Here is a 16,334-nt window from a genome sequence, read left to right as displayed (position 1 = left end):
TGCGAACCGAGGGACTCACGTCATGCTTGCCGCGTTAGCGGCCCTGCTCCTGATCTTCGGCGTCTACGGCATCATCCGGGTCGTCTCCGACGACTCACCCTCCCCGGCATCGCAAGGGTCGTCCAGCGGTGGAGGCGACGGTTCCTCGGGATCCGGGGGCTCCTCGGGCGGGAGCGGTGGGCCGGGGCAGTCCGGCATCGCCAGGATCTCCGGGCCGACCGTCGACAACGTCTATCCGCTGGACCAATCCGACGGTCAGGGCCGCTACCGGGCGGACGCCTGTTTCGTGCTCGTCAACAACGATGCCGATGTTCCCGTGCAGTTCGAGTCGGTCCGCGTGCTGGGGGCGCAAGCACAGATCTCCGACCGGCCGTGCGGGGTGCGCGCACTCGATGACGACGGCGAACCGGCGTCATGGAACATCCGCGACGGTGCGCCGGACGTGAAGGACCCGGTGAACGCCTGCTCGGCCGGGACCATGCTGGAACCGACCTCGCAGGCGCCGAGGCACGGTTGCAGCATCCGGTTCGCCAGGCCGGACGGGCTCGGCGCCGGGAAGGCGACACTCGACATCAAGGTCACCGTGCGGTGCGTGTCGCGTTCACCCCGCCCGTGCTCGCTGCTCGGCGGGCAGTACGCGCCGTCCTCCGGGCATCCCGTGACGGCGCTCGTCACCACCACACGCACGATGACCTTTGCTCCGGACTCCTCGGCTTCCGCCGGTGGCACCGATTCTCCCGACCCGTCGGATTCGGCCTCGGACGACACGCAGGGGCCGACCGGTGACCCCTCCGAAGTGACGCCGTCCGACTCGGCAACGCCCTCCGAAGGCGGGACGTGACCCCGGACCCCGAACCGAATCCGACCCCGGATCCTGAACCGAATCCGACCCCGGAGCCCGACGCTCCACTCGTGGACAGCCAGATCTGGGCACGCCTGTGGACGGTGGCCAACGTCATCGCGCCGACCACCGCACTGACCACCCTGCTGTTCTACTTCGGCTACGTGGCGACGACGGCGCGCTTCCGCTACTTCGGTGTCTACCTCGACATGGTCGACCTGTCGTTGCAGGAGATGCTGCTCTACGGCGTGGAGGTCGTCTATCCGCCCCTCATCGTCCTCGCGGTCATCAGCCTGCTGGTCATCGCCGCCCACACCACGGTCCGCTGGATGGTGTCCTCCTCGGATCGCGACGCCATCACCGGTTGGGTGGGGCTGTTCACCGTTCTCCTCGGGCTGCTGGTGTTCACCAGGGGCGTCGTCGGGCTCCTGATACCGCGCGTGGCGCGCACCGAGACGATCGCGACGACACCGGTCTGTCTGGGGTGCGGCGCCCTCGCGATCGCCTACGGCCTCGGACTGCTGCGCATCTTCGCCATCCGCTGGGACCGGCACCGTGCGGCGGTCGGCGACCCGTCCGCGGATCCGCCTCCTGCTCTGCCTCCGCCCGCGCCTCCTTCGCCCGCCGCGCACAGCGGTGAGCTCGCCGTTTGGCTGGAGTCCCCCGCTGTCCGGCGCATCAGCCGCTATGCCCTGGCCTGGGTCGCCGTCATCGTCGTAGCCGGCTCTTTCTGGACGGCCAACAGTTTCGCCGCCGCGTACGGCCGGGGCCGGGCGCTGGACGACGCGGCGTCGCTCGAGCACCGTCCGGAGGTCGTGCTCTACACCAAGGAACCCCTGCGGGATGCCCCCAGCGGAGTTGAGCAGACGGAGGTCGCCGGCGCGGCGAAGGACTCCTACCGCTTCCGCTACCGAGGGCTGCGCCTGCTGGTCGAGTCGAACGGCAGGCTGTTCCTCGTCCCCGCGCAGTGGATCGCCGGCAGCAGCGAGACCCTGGTCGTCCCCTACGACGACTCCATCCGCATCGGCCTCATCGCGGGATGACGGGGTCCGGCTCCGCGTCCGGGCAGCCGATTTCGGCGCGGTGTCAGTGCCGGCTGCAATGCTGATGGGCATGGGTGAACTGATCTGGCGCCGGGTCTACGGTGCCGACCATGACGATCCGGATCCGGGGCCACGGACCGGTCACGTATACCGGGAACTGGTCGGCGGTCCCCTGGACGGACTGCGCCTCGACGTCACCGGCTGGACGAACCGGCAACTGCAGGAAAGTGCCGCGCTGATCACCGAGATCGGCAGGTTCGGCCCGGGGGGCCGTGCCCTCTACGGCCCCCGCGCGGGTGACCCGGATCACTGGGACTGGGAAGGCGACACCCGGTGACACGGTAGGTCCTGTGCGGCAGACCGCGGTGAGCCTGAGACGCCGGATCGGACGGTCCTGGCGATGGTCCTGGCCAAGGCCATCCGATCCGGCGCATCTCGATGCCACCGCGGGCCGGGTCGAACCGCGCACTACGCTTTGGCGTCGCCGTCCCACAGGTCGGTGCTGTGAGCGTCGACGAGAGCGGAGATGCGGGCCAGCACCTCCGCGGCGGGCAGGGCGTCCAGGCGGCGGCCGTCCCGCAGGCGCAGGGCGACCTGGTCGTCGACGGCCTCCTTGGCACCGATCACCGCCTGGTAGGGCACAAGCCGTGCGAGCCGGATGCGCGCACCCAGGCTGCCGCGCTCCGGCCCGGCGAGTTCCGCGCGCAGCCCCTGGTCGAGACAGCGGTGGACGAGTTCGGCGGCCTGCGGCAACTCGGCGTCGGAGACCGGGAGAACGACGAGCTGGGTGGGCGCGAGCCAGGCGGGGAAGGCGCCGCCGTGCTGCTCGATGAGGTGCGCGACGGCACGCTCGACGCTGCCGATGATGCTCCGGTGGACCATGACCGGCCGGTGTTTCGCGCCGTCCGCGCCGATGTAGTGCAGATCGAACTGCTCGGGCTGGTGGAAGTCGATCTGGATGGTGGACAGGGTGGACTCGCGGCCGGCGCCGTCGACGACCTGGACGTCGATCTTGGGTCCGTAGAACGCGGCCTCGCCCTCGGCGGCTTCGTAGGGCAGGCCGGAGCGGTCCAGGACCTCGGTCAGCAGGGCGGTGGACCGCTCCCACATCTCCGGGGCGGCCACGTACTTCCCGCCGGGGCCGGGGAGCGAGAGCCGGTAGCGGCTCGGGCTGATGGCGAGCGCCTCGTACGCCCGGCGGATCATCTGCAGCGCCGACCGGGCCTCGTCGGCGACCTGGTCCAGGGTGCAGAAGATGTGCGCGTCGTTGAGCTGGATGGCCCGCACGCGGGTCAGCCCGCCGAGCACGCCCGACTGCTCGGAGCGGTACATGCCTCCTAGTTCGGCCATACGCAGCGGCAACTCGCGGTAACTGCGGGAGCGCGAGCGGTAGATCACCGCATGGTGCGGACACAGACTCGGCCGCAGCACGACCTGCTCACCGCCGAGGTCCATCGGTGGAAACATGTCGTCGCTGTAGTGGGACCAGTGCCCCGAGATCTCATAGAGCTCCCGCTTGCCGAGCACCGGCGAGTACACGTGCCGGTAGCCCGCGCGCCGTTCGGCGTTGCGGATGTACTCCTCCAGCGCGTGGCGCACGGTCGCACCGTTGGGCAGCCAGTACGGCAGCCCGGCACCGATCAGCGGGTCGGTGTCGAACAGTTCCAGCTCACGACCGAGCTTGCGGTGATCATGCATCGTGGTCTCCTCGCGGACAGTGAGGCGAGTGACCCCACGGCGAAGCCCCGGGGCACTCGCCCCGGGGCTTCGGACTAAGACATCAGTCAGCGCGCCGGGACACTCTCCGGCGTCGTCGTCATAGCAGCGCGCTTCATGCGTTCCACGCTAGCAGAGGCGCGGCGGACATCGCTGGCCCATTTTCCGATGGCGCGCAGGGCTCTCACCAACCCTGCGCTCAACCCTTCGGACTACTTCGCCGCGTCGAGAGCGGCGCGCCACACCGGGCTGTCGACGTAGTGGTTGTCGTACTGCTCGGAGGAGTCCTTGATCTCCTGCGGGCTCGCCTCACCGCGCATCACCCGGCCGAGCAGCCGCAGGTAGTCGAAGCGCGGCATGCCGGGGGTGAACACGAACAGCACGTCGGCCTCGGCGCCGGGGGCCGCCGCGAAGGCGTGCGGGGTGTGCGGCGGCACGAGCAGAAGGTCGCCCTCGTTCAGTATCTTCACCTCGTCATCGACGAGCACCTGCAGGGAACCGCCGATGACGAAGAAGAGCTCCGAGGCCCGCGTGTGAAAATGGGCCGGAGCACCCACCGCCCCCTCCGTGAACTGCGAGCGGTAACTCGTCAGCGAGCTGCCGTCGGTGCCGCAGTCGGCGAGAAGGGTCATGACGCTGCTCGGGTCACTGGTGGTCTCAGCGGTGGCGGCGCGCGTCAGAACCGGCGTCAGTGCGTTGGCGTTCACGGTGGTACTCCCTGCTCCGGGCGGTTGCCGCGGGGGTTGTTCCGTTGCTTGATGAGATAACTCTAGCCAACCAATAGGCCTGGTGCGGGGTGCATTTCGGAGCAGGAAAGATGGGTCAATCGGAGGGCCTGGATCCGGCGTGAAGCGTCCGGCGACGCGGCATCACAGTGCGTGCGATGAGTTCCGGGCCGTGGCAGCGTCTAACGTTGTGGCGGCTCGATACGCGCGTCGCCGGGCTGCGTGAGGACTGACGATGGCGACCTATGTGCTGATTCCCGGTGCGGGATCCGACTCCTGGTACTGGCACCGGGTGGTGCCGCTTCTGCGGGCCCGGGGGCACGACGTGGTGACGCCGGATCTGCCGTGCGCGGACGAGACGGCCGGGCTGGCGGAGTACACCGAGGTGGTGCTGGAAGCCATCGGTAACCGTAAGGACCTGGTGCTGGTGGCGCAGTCGATGGGCGGGTTCACCGCCCCGCTGGTCTGTGCGCGGGTTCCGGTGGAGCTGATGGTGCTGGTGGCGGCCATGGTCCCCGCGCCGGGGGAGTCGCCGGGGGACTGGTGGGCCAACACCGGGCAGCCCGGTGCCAGACGGGAGCTGGATGTGCGGGAGGGGCGTGACCCGGATGCCGAGTTCGATCCGCGGATCACTTTCCTGCACGATGTTCCCGAGGATGTGGCCGCCGCTCTGATGGTGCGGCCGGTCCTCGACCAGGCCGAGGCGCCCTTCCTCAAGCCCTGGCCGCTCTCGACCTGGCCGCAGGTGCCGACCAAGTTCCTGCTCTGCCGGCAGGACCGGTTCTTCCCGGCCGACTTCCAGCGCCGCGTCGTCCAGGAACGGCTGGGCTTCACCCCGGACGAGATGGACGGCGGCCACCTCCCGGCGCTGGCCCACCCGCAGGAACTGGTCGAACATCTGGAGGCCTACCGGATCTGCAACCACGCCGAGTCCAGCCGGTGACGCCGGTGCGCAACGGCAGGATCGCAGCTTCGCGGGAAGCGGCGATCCTGCCGGGCCCTGATGCGGCGCGGTCACCTCAGGAGTTCCACAGGTTCAGATCTGCGTCGTGATCTCGCTCGCGGCACGTTCGCCGGAGGCCACCGCGGCGTTCAGGGTGGAGTTGTCGACGTCGGTGTGCTCGTCGGCGAAGTGGATCCGGCCCCTCCTGGACGCCCGCGTAGCCGGCTAACGAGGTGTACTGGCCGACCTTGTAGCAGTGATAGGCGCCGAGGTGCCGGGGTTGTAGCGGGCGGTTCCCGCCGCGTCGTACGAGGCGCTGAAGGCGTTGTACACGTCGCCGTCCCAGTCGCTCTGCTGCTGGGCCCCGGTGTAGGTGCTGTTGTTGATCCGGGCGACGTAGTCACCGGTGTCCAGCGCGCCGCCGTTCGCGTACTCGCGCTTGAGGCCCAGGGTCGCGGCGAGCTTGAGGATCGCCGTGTCGGTCGAGCTGATGAAGGCCCCGCCGTGCTCGCTGACCTGGCCGTTGTCGAAGAAGCCGCGCGGGGACCAGCAGCGGCCGCCGAGGTGGGTGGTGTCCGCCTCGTACACGGTCGCGGCCACCGGCTTGCCACGGTTCCACAGCTGGTGCGCACAGCGGAGGCCGGCGAGGCCCGCGCCGACGCTCGGGCGGCGGGGTGGAGCCCGCCGCGGGTATCCGAGTCGAGGGGGAGTGAAGCGCTGGCACATCAGTGTTGCCAACAGCGTTGCGCCACCGCGGCAATGCCAACGCTCGGCCATCCGTGGGGATCCGGGCGGACCCGTGTGGCGTTATGCCCCGCGAACGGCCTCGGCCTTCCGCTCGATCGCGGCGATCAGCGACTCGACCCTGGCTTCGAAGATCTGGTCATCCGTCACTTCGGCCAGCTGGGAGCTGAGTTGGGTGATGTTGGGGAAGGCGGTGGCGTCGACCCGCCGGTACTCGCGGTTCCACGAGGACTCGTCACCGGCCCGTACGTCCGGGTCGAACAGCAGATAGGCGGCGCGCTGGCCGACGTGCGCCAGCAGGGAGTCGCCGACCATGCGGTAGTGGACGGCCGCGTCCTGGCCCGAGAGCCCGGCCTCCATGACGGCTCCGAGGATGAGTTCGACGATGCGGAACTCGTTCGTGCGCCGGGTGGTGCGGCTGGCCATGGCCGACACGACCGCGGGGTATTTGAGGGCGACCCGCAGGGAGCCGGCGGCCAGGGCGCGCAGCCGTCCCTTCCAGTCGAGGCCGCCGGGGATGCCGTCGAGCACCTCTCCCAGCGTCCGGTCGGCGACGGACAGCAGCAACTCGTCCTTGTCGCGGAAGTGTCGGTAGATCGCGGTCGGGTCGGCGCTCAGCTCCTCGCCGAGGCGGCGGACCGTGAAGGCGTCGGCGCTGCCGCGAGCCGCGATGCGCAGGCTCGCTTCGATGATCGCGTCGGGTGACAACTGCGCGCCGGCGCGCTTCGTCCGGGCGGGGGTGGCGGCGTGTGGATTCGGCATGGTGCGGCCAGTCTAACGACGCCCGCACCAATGCGCGCAACACCGTTGACAACAGTGTTGCGCTGCCGTTCACTCCTCCTCAACACACACGCAGTGCGGGCCCGGCCCGCCGAGCCGGAGGGTACGTCGATGGGGAACACCAGGCAGCGGGCCGACACCGTCTTCGTGGGGGGCCGGGTCTTCACCGGGACCTCGTCGGCGCCGATCGATGCCGCTGTAGCGGTCGGGGGCGGACGGATCCTGGCGGTCTCCGACGAGACGTCGGTCCGCGCCCTGGCCGACGGGGACACCGAGGTCGTCGATCTCGCGGGTGGCCTGCTCGTCCCCGGTTTCCAGGACGCGCACATGCACCCGGCGGTGGCCGGGGTCCAGATGCTGCGCTGCGATCTGTCCGAGGAGCGTTCCGTCGAGGGATATCTGGCGGTGGTCGCCGAGTACGCGAAGGCGAACCCGGACGCGGACTGGATATCCGGCGGTGGCTGGTCCATGGACGTCTTCCCCGGCGGCACTCCCACCCGCGAGATGCTGGACGCGATCGTCCCCGACCGGCCGGTACTGCTCAGCAACCGGGACGGCCACGGCGCCTGGGTCAACTCGCTCGCACTGCGGCTGGCCGGCGTTGACCGTGACACCCCCGACCCGGTGGACGGCCGGATCGAGCGGGAGCCGGACGGCACTCCGGCCGGCACCCTTCAGGAGGGTGCCGTGGGCCTGGTCGGCGCGCACCTGCCCGTCGCGACACCGGACGAGGCGCTCGCCGGACTGCTGGTGGCGCAGGAGTATCTGTTCTCCCTCGGGGTGACCACCTGGCAGGACGCCATGATCGGCGTCTTCCCCGGAAACCCGGACAATTTCGACGTCTATGTGCGGGCGGCCGGCGAAGGGTCGCTCCAGGCGAGGGTGGTCGGCGCCCTGTGGTGGGACCGCGAGCGCGGGCTGGAGCAGCTTCCCGAGCTCGAGGAACGCAGGCGAACCGGCCAGGTCGGGCGGTTCAACGCGACCACCGTGAAGATCATGCAGGACGGCATCGCGGAGAACTTCACCGCGGGCCTGCTGGAGCCCTACCTCGACCACTGCGGCTGCGCCACGGACAACTCCGGCCTCAGTTTCGTCGATCCTCAGCTGCTGGACGACGCCGTGCGGGTGCTCGACGAAGCGGGCTTCCAGATCCACTTCCACGCGCTGGGGGACCGGGCCGTCCGTGAGGCGCTCGACGCGCTGGCCGGCGCCAAGGCGGCCAACGGCACCAACGACAACCGCCACCATCTGGCCCATCTGCAGCTGATCCACCCCGATGACCTGGGGCGTTTCGCCGAGCTGGGGGCCGCCGCGAACATCCAGGCACTGTGGGCGGCGCACGAGCCGCAGATGGACGAGCTGACGATCCCCTTCCTCGGATCCGAGCGGGCCGCCCTGCAGTACCCGTTCGGCGACCTGTTGCGGGCCGGCGCCCGGCTGGTCGCCGGCAGCGACTGGTCGGTGAGCAGCCCCAACCCGATGTGGGGTATCCATGTCGCGGTCAACCGGGCGGTGCCCGCCGAAGCCCCCAACGCTCCGCAGGCGCATGACGCCGCCGAAGACGTCCACAGCTCCGACAGTTCGACCGCGCAGGAGCCCGCCAAGCCGTTCTACCCGGAGCAGGCACTGACGCTCGCCCAGGCCCTGACCGCCTACACCGCGGGCAGCGCGTGGGTGAACCACCTCGACGACGTCACCGGGACGGTCGAGGTGGGCAAGTACGCCGACCTCGTGGTGCTGGACCGGGACCCCTTCGAGCGGCCCGCCCTGGAGATCGCCGAGACCCGGGTGCTGCGGACCTACATCGACGGGCGGCTCGTCTTCGCCGCGACCGACTGAGCTGTGCCGCCCGCACGCCGAAGCCGTTCCCGCGCTGTTCCCACGCGCACCCTCAGGCGCACCACTCACGGAGGAACACCATGCCAGCAGTCTGTCCGAGAACTGTCCTGCGACCTGACCAGCGATCCGCGCGGCGACCCGTCCGCCGCACCCTGACCGCCGCCGTCGCCGCGGCCGCCGCACTCGCCCTCACCACCCTGAGTGCCTGCAGCGGCACGGCGCACCCGCCGGCCGGGACCGCCGACGCCGCGTACCGGCTGACGGCGAAGACCCCGGCCGCCGCGGGCCCGGTCAACTCGTTCACCTGGTCGCTCTTCGCCGAGCCGACCTCGATCGACTACGCCTACGCGTTCGACTACCCGCCGAACCAGATCCTCGCCAACGTCTGCGAGAGCCTGCTGCGCTGGAACCCGGACCTGACGACCTCACCCGGCCTGGCGACCTCCTACACCCACCCCACGCCGACCAGCTGGGTGTACCAGATCCGCTCCGGCGTGCGCTTCCACGACGGTACGACGCTCACCGCCGACGACGTCGTCGCCTCGCTGCGCCGCAACCTGGACCCCGAGGTGGCCAGCAACTGGGCCTACCCGTTCCGCAATGTGAAGTCGATCGACCGGACCGGACCGTCGCAGGTCACCGTCAGCCTCAAGTCACCGGACTCGACGTTCAACAAGTACCTTGCCGCGAGTCCCGGCACGGTGGAGTCCGCGGCCACCCTCAAGAAGGACGGCAAGGACTACGGCAACCCGGCGAAGGGCGTGAACTGTACCGGACCCTTCTCGTTCGGGTCCTGGACCTCGGGCCAGTCACTGGTGCTCAAGCGCTTCGACGGGTACTGGGACGCCAAGCTCAAGCCCAAGGCCGGCGAGGTCAAGTTCGTCTTCCTGTCCGACCCGACGACCCGCGTCAACGCCTTCCAGACCGGTGAGGTCGACGGTGGCTGGATGGTCCCGCCGCACGCCTACGCCCAGTTGAAGGCGAGCCAGGCGGGCACGCTGTACTTCGGCCGGAACACCACGGTCGCTTCCGAGATCGTCAACAACCTCAAGGGACCGCTGGGCGACGCCCGGGTACGGCAGGCCCTGCTGATGGCCATCGACCGCAAGGGCATCGTCAAGGCGGGCGCGGGCGGGGTCGCCGATGTCGCGGACTCACTGGTCAGTTCGAACACCTGGAGCGGTACACCCGACTCCACCGTCAAGGGACTGCTCAAGGCGCTGCCGAGCTATCCCTACGACCCGGTGAAGGCCAAGGCGCTGGCCGCCCAGGCCGGAGTCGCCGGGCAGAAGGTCGTGATCGCCAGCAGCCCGCTGGACTCCCAGACCACCATCATCACCCAGGCCGTCGCGCAGGCGGCCAAGGCCATCGGGCTGAACCCGCAGATCGACACCATCTCCGCCGACAAGTACACGGCGCTGTTCACCGACGCGGCCGCCCGCAAGGGCATCGATCTGTTCCTCACCTTCTGGTACACGTCCATCACCGACCCGCTGGACATGTACGGATCGCTGCAGACCGGCGCGTTCAGCAACTACGGCAACTGGTCGAACCCGCAGTTCGACGCGGCCATCGACGAGGCCACCGTCGCCCAGGATCCGGCAGCGGTGGCCGCCGCGACCGGGAAGGCGCAGCAGACGGCCATGGAGCAACTGCCCTGGCTGCCGCTGTACACCGAGCCGGTGAGCGTCTTCCTCGGCAAGCGGATCACCGGGGTCCAGCCGTCCATCGCCTACCTGTACTACCCGTGGGCCGCCGAGATCGGAGCCCGCGGATGACAGCCGCCCTGGCGACCACCGCGGTGGACGGTGCCAGGCGGGCCGGGAGGTTCGGCGCCCTGGCGGTGTCGACGCTGCGCAGGCTCCTCACGATGGCGGTGACGCTGCTGGTCACCTCGTTCGTGGTGTTCTCCTCGCTGTACCTGGCACCGGGCGACCCGGTCAGCTTCCTGGTGCGCGGTCGCAGCCCGAGCCCACAGGAGATCGCCGCGATACGGGAGCAGTACGGGTTCAACGACCCGTTCCCCGAGCGGTACTGGCACTGGTTGCAGGGCGTGCTGCAAGGGGACCTCGGCCGCTCGTACCTGTTCCACCAGAGCGTCGACCAGGTGCTGTGGTCCCGGCTGCCCGCTTCGATGCTCCTGGTGGGCACGGCGGCGCTGATGATCGCGGTCGTGGGGGTCGGCGCCGGGATCGTCGGGGCGCTGCGGCGCGGAACGCGCACCGACACGGCGGTGCTGCTGATGGTCACCGTGGGGGCGGCGGTGCCGTCCTTCGTCGCGGCGATCACGCTCCGCTCGGTGCTCGGCGTACGCCTGGGCTGGTTCCCGACGATCGGGAACGGCACCGGTCTGCTGGACCGGATGCACCATGTGGTGCTTCCCGCCATCGCGCTGTCGGTGACGTTCATGGCACTCGTGACGCGGGTGACGCGCTCGGCGATGCTGGACGAGCTGCGCCGTGAACACGTCGAGGTCGCGCTCAGCCGGGGGATGTCCAAGTCGTCCGTGGTGCGGCGCCATGTGCTGCGCAACGCGCTGGGGCCCATCGTCACTGTCTCCGGGCTGCTGGTTTCGGGAATGCTGGTGAGCACCGCGATCGTCGAGACCGCGTTCGGGATGTCCGGGGTGGGTTCGCTGCTGGTGCAGGCCGTGAACGAGATGGACTTCCAGGTGGTCCAGGCGATCGTGCTGCTGGTGGTCGCGGCGTTCGTCGTCGTCAACACCTTGGTGGACCTGGTGTATCCGCTGATCGACCCGCGCGTCGCGGCAGCAGCAGGGAGCGCACGATGAATGCCCCTTCCTCCACCATGGCCGACCGCCGGGCCGACCCACCCGCTCCGTCGCCGTCCCGGTTGCGACTCCCGCTGGTGTGGCTGCGGCGGGCCGGTGGCGGCTGGCTGATGCGCGGCTGTCTGCTGCTTCTGGCCCTCTTCGTCCTGATCGCTCTGTTCGCGCCCTGGATCGCCCCGCAGGACCCGACCTTCGGCGAGCTGGGCAACGGCTTCGCCGGGCCCGGCCCCGACCACTGGCTGGGCACCGATCTGGGCGGGCACGACACGTTCTCGGCCCTGATCGAGGGCACCCGCACCAGCCTCGCCGGCCCGCTCGCCGTGGTGCTGTTCTCCACCACTCTGGGGGTCGCCGTCGGTCTGTTCACCGCGTGGCGCGGCGGGTGGGTCGACACGGCGGTCGGCCGGGTGCTCGACATCCTGTTCGCCTTCCCCGCGCTGCTGCTGGCGATCCTCGCGGTGGCCCTGTTCGGCAAGGGACTGACCGCGCCGGTGCTCGCCATGGCCATCGCGTACATGCCCTACACGGCCCGTCTGGTGCGCGGTCTGACCGCGCAGGAGAAGACCCGGCCGTACATCGCCGCCTACCAGGTGCAGGGCCACTCGGCGGTGTTCATCGCCTTCCGCCGGCTGCTGCCCAACATCACCCCGACCGTGCTCGCCCAGTCGACGGTGAACTTCGGGTACGCGCTGCTCGACCTCGCGGCCCTGTCGTTCCTCGGCCTGGGCGTGCAGCCGCCGACACCCGACTGGGGCTCCATGATCAACCAGGGGCAGGCAGCCGTCCTCCAGGGACAACCGCTGTCCGCGATCGTTCCGGCCGTCGCGGTCGTCCTGGTCGTGGTCGCCTTCAACGTCGTCGGGGAGAACCTCGGCGACCGGCTCGCGGGGAGGGAGTCCTGATGCCGCTGCTCGAATTCAACGACCTGAGTGTGGCGCTGCCGGGCATGGCCCGTCCGATCCTGGACGGCGTCAGCCTGACCGTCGCCGCCGGCGAGGCCGTCGCGCTGGTCGGGGAGTCCGGCTCGGGGAAGTCGGTCACGGCCCGTGCCGCGCTGGGCCTGTTCCCGGCCGGGGCGGCGATCGGCGGTCACGTCCGCGTCGACGGGGCCGATCTGGTCGGGGCGGACGCCGGATGCCTGCGCGAGGTGCGCACCGGCAAGGCGTCCATGATCTTCCAGGACCCCCGGGCGGGCATCAACCCGGTGCGACGCGTCGGGGACTTCCTCACCGAGTCACTGCGGCTGACCGGCGGCTGGTCCAGGGCACGGGCGGGCGCCCGCGCGCTGGAACTCCTGACCGCAGTCGGGCTGCCGGACCCCGCCCGGCACCTGCGGCAGTACCCGCACGAGCTCTCCGGCGGAATGCTGCAACGCGTCATGATCGCCGGAGTGCTCACGGCGGAGCCGCGGCTGCTGCTGTGCGACGAGCCCACCACGGCGCTCGATGTGACCACCCAGGCGGAGATCATGGCGATCCTCCGCCGGCTGCAACGCGAACGCGGCCTCGGCCTGCTGCTGATCACGCACGACATCGATCTCGCCGCAGCGACCTGCGACCGGATCTACGTCATGTACGCCGGGAGGATCGTCGAGACCGGGACCGCGACCGAACTGCTCACCGCGCCCCGGCACCCTTATACCGCCGGGCTGCTCGGTTCGACGCCGCCTCTGGACGGACCGCTCGGACGACTCACGCCGATCCGCGGCGTCCCCATGGGCCTGCTGGAAGCCGCACCGGGCTGCTCCTTCGCCGCCCGCTGCCCGCACGCCCGGCCGGGACTCTGCGACAGGACGGCGCCCGACCTGGCACGGCCTGCCCCCGTCCAGGTCCCGGCGTCCACGGCGCAGCGTGGCCCCGCGCTCGTCGCCTGCCATCTGGCCGATGAGATCGGCGGCCGGCCGCTGATGGCGGCCGTCTGTGCCTCACCCAGCGAGGAGGACCGTTGAACACCGCACCCGCTCCCGCCCCTGTGCCCACCCCAGCCCCCGCATCGCCCGGAGGGCCGCTGCTCCAGGTCAGCGGTCTGCGCAAGACCTACTCCACCGGCGGCACCCATGTGGTCGCCGTCAACGATCTGTCGTTCTCCCTGCATCCCGGCGGGGCCCTTGGCCTGGTCGGCGAGTCCGGCTCGGGCAAGACGACCACGGCGCGGATGCTCGTCGGTCTCGAACGCCCCGACCATGGACAGATCCTGGTCCAGGGCGCCCCGATCGCCGCGACGGTGCGCGGACGGGCGGCACGGCTCGCCCGCGCGAAGGCCGTGCAGATCGTCTTCCAGGACCCCTACCTCTCGCTGGACGGCCGGATCAGCATCGGGACGACCATCGACGGGGTGCTGCGGCTGCACGGCTGCGGTGACCGCTCGGCGAGGGCCGGCCGGGTCAGGGAGCTCCTGGCCCAGGTCGGCCTCGGCGACCGCGAGTCGGCGGCGCTGCCCCGTCAGCTGTCGGGCGGTCAGCGCCAACGCGCCGCCATCGCCCGTGCGTTGGCAGTCGAACCGGCTGTTCTGGTTCTCGACGAAGCGGTGTCGGCACTCGACGTCTCGGTGCAGGCCCAGGTGCTCAACCTGCTGTCGGACATCCGCCGCGACACCGGCATCGGCCTGGTCTTCGTCAGCCACGACCTGGCGGTGGTGCGCTACGTCTGCGACGAGGCGCTGGTGATGTACCGGGGGAGGACCATGGAACACCAACCGGTCGCCGATCTCCTCACCGCGCCACGGCACCCCTACACCCGCCTGCTGCTGGCCTCCGTACCCCGCTCCGGCTGGGACCCCGACGCCATCGGCCGCCGGCGGCGCGCGCTCGACGTCCTCCCGGGCGATACGGGTTCCCCGACCGCCCCGACCGCCCCGACCACGCCGACCGCCCCGACCGCGTAGGTCCGGCGCATAGGGGCCGCGGGGTCCGCGTCCTACGGACGGAACGTAGCGTTCGGCCGGCCGGATTGTTCACGGTGGAGCGGGCCCCGCCCCGGCCCCGCCCCTAGCCTCACCGAAACGGCACGGACGAGGGGCGGTACCGGTGAACTGGCTCATCCACGATTACCGCGAGAGCGATCTCGCGGCAGTGGTCCACCTGATCGACACCACGGCCGAGCTCGGGCAGGAGTCGGTCTTCTCCCTCGCCGAGTGCATCGGCGCGCTGACGTCCCGGCAGCCCGCGGTGGTCGCCGTTCACCAGGGCGTCCCGATCGGCGCGGCGCTGGCGTGCGTGGCCGGTGAGCGGGCCTGGGTGATGCGTATCGCGATCTCCTCGGTCTGGCGCGGGCGAGGACTGGCCAGTGCCCTGCTGGTGGAGCTGGAGCGGCGGCTCGTCGCGGCGCGGGTGGGCCGGATCGCCTATGTGCTGCCCGAGGAGGACCTGCTCGGCGAGGGCCTCCTGAACGCCGGCTACACCCGGCAGCCCGCGGTGGCCTACTTCGAGAAGGTCGAACCGTCGCACGGCCCCGCGGCGAGCCTGTTGGAGGACCTCGGCGGCCGGTTCCTGCCGGGTGACCTGTGGGGCAAGGTGGCCGGGATGGAAGCGGAGAAGGACCTGATCGAGCGGCGGGTCGTGCTGCCGCTGGCGGAGCCCGAGAGGGCGGCCCGGCACGGGGTCCGGCCGCCGCGTGCCATCGCCCTGTTCGGCCCGCCCGGCACCGGCAAGACGACGTTCGCACGGGGCATCGCGTCCAAACTCGGCTGGCCGTTCGTCGAGCTGCTGCCCTCCCGGCTGGCGGACGAGGGCAACCTCGCCGCCGCCCTCCGCAGCGCCTTCGCCCGGATCGCGGAGCTGGAGCGGGTGCTGGTCTTCATCGACGAGGTCGAGGAGGTCGCCCCGGTCCGCACCGAGCCGGTGCAGCCGGGCGGTATGCACGGGGTGACCAATGAACTCCTCAAGCTCATCCCGGGATTCCGGGAGGGCGACGAGCGGCTGCTGGTGTGCGCGACGAACTCCATCCGCTCCCTGGATCCGGCGTTCCTGCGTCCTGGCCGCTTCGACTACCTGATCCCGATCGGTACCCCGGACGCGGCCGCCCGCTCGGCGATCTGGTCCCGGTACACCGGCGGCCGCCCCGACGTGGAGGTGCCGGCTCTGGTGGTGGCCAGCGAGCTGTTCACCCCGGCGGACATCGAGCACGCGGCGCGCACCGCTGCCCAGGCGTCCTTCGAACGGGATCTGGAGTCGATCGGCGGCGGGGCGGGCATGCAGAGCCCGCCGGGGGCGAGTACCGGTGACTACCTGGCGGCGATCGCCCAGTGCCGGCCGACCGTCACCCCCGCGATGACCGAGGAGTTCAGCGCGGACATCACCGCCCACGCCCGCCTCTGAGCACGTCATGACCCAAGGGTCGCCTCAGGGTGAGGCGGGTGAGTCGTCGCTCTGCCGGGCTGCCGGCAGGTCCCGTACGAAACGGAGGCCTGGGCGACCGCTCAGCTGGATGTCGCCGATGGGCGTGAACCCCGTTCGCGCCAGCACTGCCCGGGAGCCGGCATTGTCGAGTGTGGTCCTGGCCCTCAGCGTGGTCAGGCCGTACTCCGTGGCAGCCAGTTCGCAGATCTGGTGAACAGCGGCGGTGGCCAGCCCGCGCCCGGCGGCCTCCTCGGCGATCCGGTACCCGAGTTCCGCCGAACCCCCTTCCACATCAACCAGGTTGACCCGGCCCAGCACCGCGCCGTTGTCGGCGACCAGCACGTGAAAGTAGAGCAGCCCTGCGGCCTGGTCGGTCAGCAGCTCATCGAGCCGGGCATCGAAGTGGGCGAAGTAGTCGTCGCCGCGGTCGGGAATCGACGCGGCGAAATAGGTCCGGTTCTTCTGCTCGAACTCCAGCAGCGCCGGGGCATGTCCGAGGTCGAGGAGTTGCATGACAGGCATGGCGCAAGGTTACGCACCGGTGCCGCGGAGCCCCGTTGGTTCGGCATGACTCAC

Annotated in this window: 16 protein-coding genes; 11 read left to right on the top strand and 5 right to left on the bottom strand. The window is 70.6% G+C overall.

The window, feature by feature from the left end; translation table 11 throughout:
- Nucleotides 1-22: 22 nt before the first annotated feature.
- From G3I60_RS18910 to G3I60_RS18900, 3 genes are all read left to right on the top strand, one after another.
- Nucleotides 23-841 (top strand): hypothetical protein, encoded by an 819-nt coding sequence (locus tag G3I60_RS18910; protein WP_164294073.1) that lies wholly within the window; start codon nt 23-25, stop codon nt 839-841.
- Nucleotides 842-912: 71 nt separating this feature from the next.
- On the top strand, nt 913-1,884 hold the full coding sequence (locus G3I60_RS18905; RefSeq protein ID WP_164294116.1) for a hypothetical protein: 972 nt from the start codon (nt 913-915) through the stop codon (nt 1,882-1,884).
- Between the two features lie 70 nt (nt 1,885-1,954).
- On the top strand, nt 1,955-2,221 hold the full coding sequence (locus G3I60_RS18900; protein ID WP_164607518.1) for a hypothetical protein: 267 nt from the start codon (nt 1,955-1,957) through the stop codon (nt 2,219-2,221).
- A 131-nt stretch (nt 2,222-2,352) separates the two neighbouring features.
- On the opposite strand, the gene thrS is transcribed toward G3I60_RS18900, so the two are convergent.
- Both thrS and G3I60_RS18890 read right to left on the bottom strand, forming a co-directional pair.
- Nucleotides 2,353-3,672 carry a threonine--tRNA ligase gene (thrS, locus tag G3I60_RS18895; RefSeq protein WP_343241042.1) on the bottom strand — a complete coding sequence of 440 codons (1,320 nt, stop codon included), beginning with the start codon at nt 3,670-3,672 and terminating at the stop codon, nt 2,353-2,355.
- Between the two features lie 140 nt (nt 3,673-3,812).
- The gene (locus G3I60_RS18890; protein ID WP_138355363.1) at nt 3,813-4,307 is read right to left on the bottom strand and encodes a cupin domain-containing protein; all 495 of its coding nucleotides are present in this window, start codon (nt 4,305-4,307) and stop codon (nt 3,813-3,815) included.
- 253 nt (nt 4,308-4,560) lie between these two features.
- Between G3I60_RS18890 and G3I60_RS18885 the strand changes: the two genes are divergently transcribed.
- Nucleotides 4,561-5,268 carry an alpha/beta hydrolase gene (locus tag G3I60_RS18885; RefSeq protein WP_164294114.1) on the top strand — a complete coding sequence of 236 codons (708 nt, stop codon included), beginning with the start codon at nt 4,561-4,563 and terminating at the stop codon, nt 5,266-5,268.
- A gap of 225 nt (nt 5,269-5,493) precedes the next feature.
- On the opposite strand, the gene G3I60_RS18880 is transcribed toward G3I60_RS18885, so the two are convergent.
- Nucleotides 5,494-5,994 (bottom strand): FAD-dependent oxidoreductase, encoded by a 501-nt coding sequence (locus G3I60_RS18880; RefSeq protein WP_239069997.1) that lies wholly within the window; start codon nt 5,992-5,994, stop codon nt 5,494-5,496.
- An 81-nt stretch (nt 5,995-6,075) separates the two neighbouring features.
- Nucleotides 6,076-6,774 (bottom strand): TetR/AcrR family transcriptional regulator, encoded by a 699-nt coding sequence (locus G3I60_RS18875; RefSeq protein ID WP_164294112.1) that lies wholly within the window; start codon nt 6,772-6,774, stop codon nt 6,076-6,078.
- Nucleotides 6,775-6,903: 129 nt separating this feature from the next.
- Here G3I60_RS18875 and G3I60_RS18870 point away from each other — a divergent pair, with 129 nt between their 5' ends.
- The 7 genes from G3I60_RS18870 to G3I60_RS18840 all read left to right on the top strand — a co-directional run bounded on the left by G3I60_RS18870 (nt 6,904) and on the right by G3I60_RS18840 (nt 15,737).
- Nucleotides 6,904-8,631: an amidohydrolase gene (locus G3I60_RS18870; RefSeq protein ID WP_164607516.1), complete on the top strand. Its 1,728-nt coding sequence runs from the start codon at nt 6,904-6,906 to the stop codon at nt 8,629-8,631.
- Between the two features lie 80 nt (nt 8,632-8,711).
- Entirely contained in the window at nt 8,712-10,409 is a 1,698-nt protein-coding gene (locus G3I60_RS18865; protein ID WP_164294110.1) for an ABC transporter substrate-binding protein, read from the top strand.
- A complete protein-coding gene (locus G3I60_RS18860) occupies nt 10,406-11,422 on the top strand; it encodes an ABC transporter permease (protein ID WP_198358903.1) in 1,017 nt (338 codons plus the stop codon). Before G3I60_RS18865 ends, G3I60_RS18860 begins: the two co-directional genes overlap by 4 nt.
- On the top strand, nt 11,419-12,324 hold the full coding sequence (locus G3I60_RS18855) for an ABC transporter permease (RefSeq protein WP_232485969.1): 906 nt from the start codon (nt 11,419-11,421) through the stop codon (nt 12,322-12,324). The genes G3I60_RS18860 and G3I60_RS18855 overlap by 4 nt, the downstream gene beginning before the upstream one ends.
- The gene (locus G3I60_RS18850) at nt 12,324-13,370 is read left to right on the top strand and encodes an ABC transporter ATP-binding protein (RefSeq protein WP_164294108.1); all 1,047 of its coding nucleotides are present in this window, start codon (nt 12,324-12,326) and stop codon (nt 13,368-13,370) included. Before G3I60_RS18855 ends, G3I60_RS18850 begins: the two co-directional genes overlap by 1 nt.
- Entirely contained in the window at nt 13,367-14,305 is a 939-nt protein-coding gene (locus tag G3I60_RS18845) for an ATP-binding cassette domain-containing protein (protein WP_203673291.1), read from the top strand. Before G3I60_RS18850 ends, G3I60_RS18845 begins: the two co-directional genes overlap by 4 nt.
- Nucleotides 14,306-14,447: 142 nt before the next feature.
- On the top strand, nt 14,448-15,737 hold the full coding sequence (locus G3I60_RS18840; RefSeq protein WP_138355369.1) for an ATP-binding protein: 1,290 nt from the start codon (nt 14,448-14,450) through the stop codon (nt 15,735-15,737).
- Nucleotides 15,738-15,761: 24 nt separating this feature from the next.
- On the opposite strand, the gene G3I60_RS18835 is transcribed toward G3I60_RS18840, so the two are convergent.
- A complete protein-coding gene (locus G3I60_RS18835; RefSeq protein ID WP_164294107.1) occupies nt 15,762-16,280 on the bottom strand; it encodes a GNAT family N-acetyltransferase in 519 nt (172 codons plus the stop codon).
- Between the last annotated feature and the right edge of the window lie 54 nt (nt 16,281-16,334).

Source organism: Streptomyces sp. SID13666, assembly GCF_010548325.1.
In the GTDB taxonomy this organism is placed as follows: Bacteria; Actinomycetota; Actinomycetes; order Streptomycetales; family Streptomycetaceae; genus Actinacidiphila; species Actinacidiphila fildesensis.
This window is presented reverse-complemented; position numbering and strand designations above follow the sequence as displayed.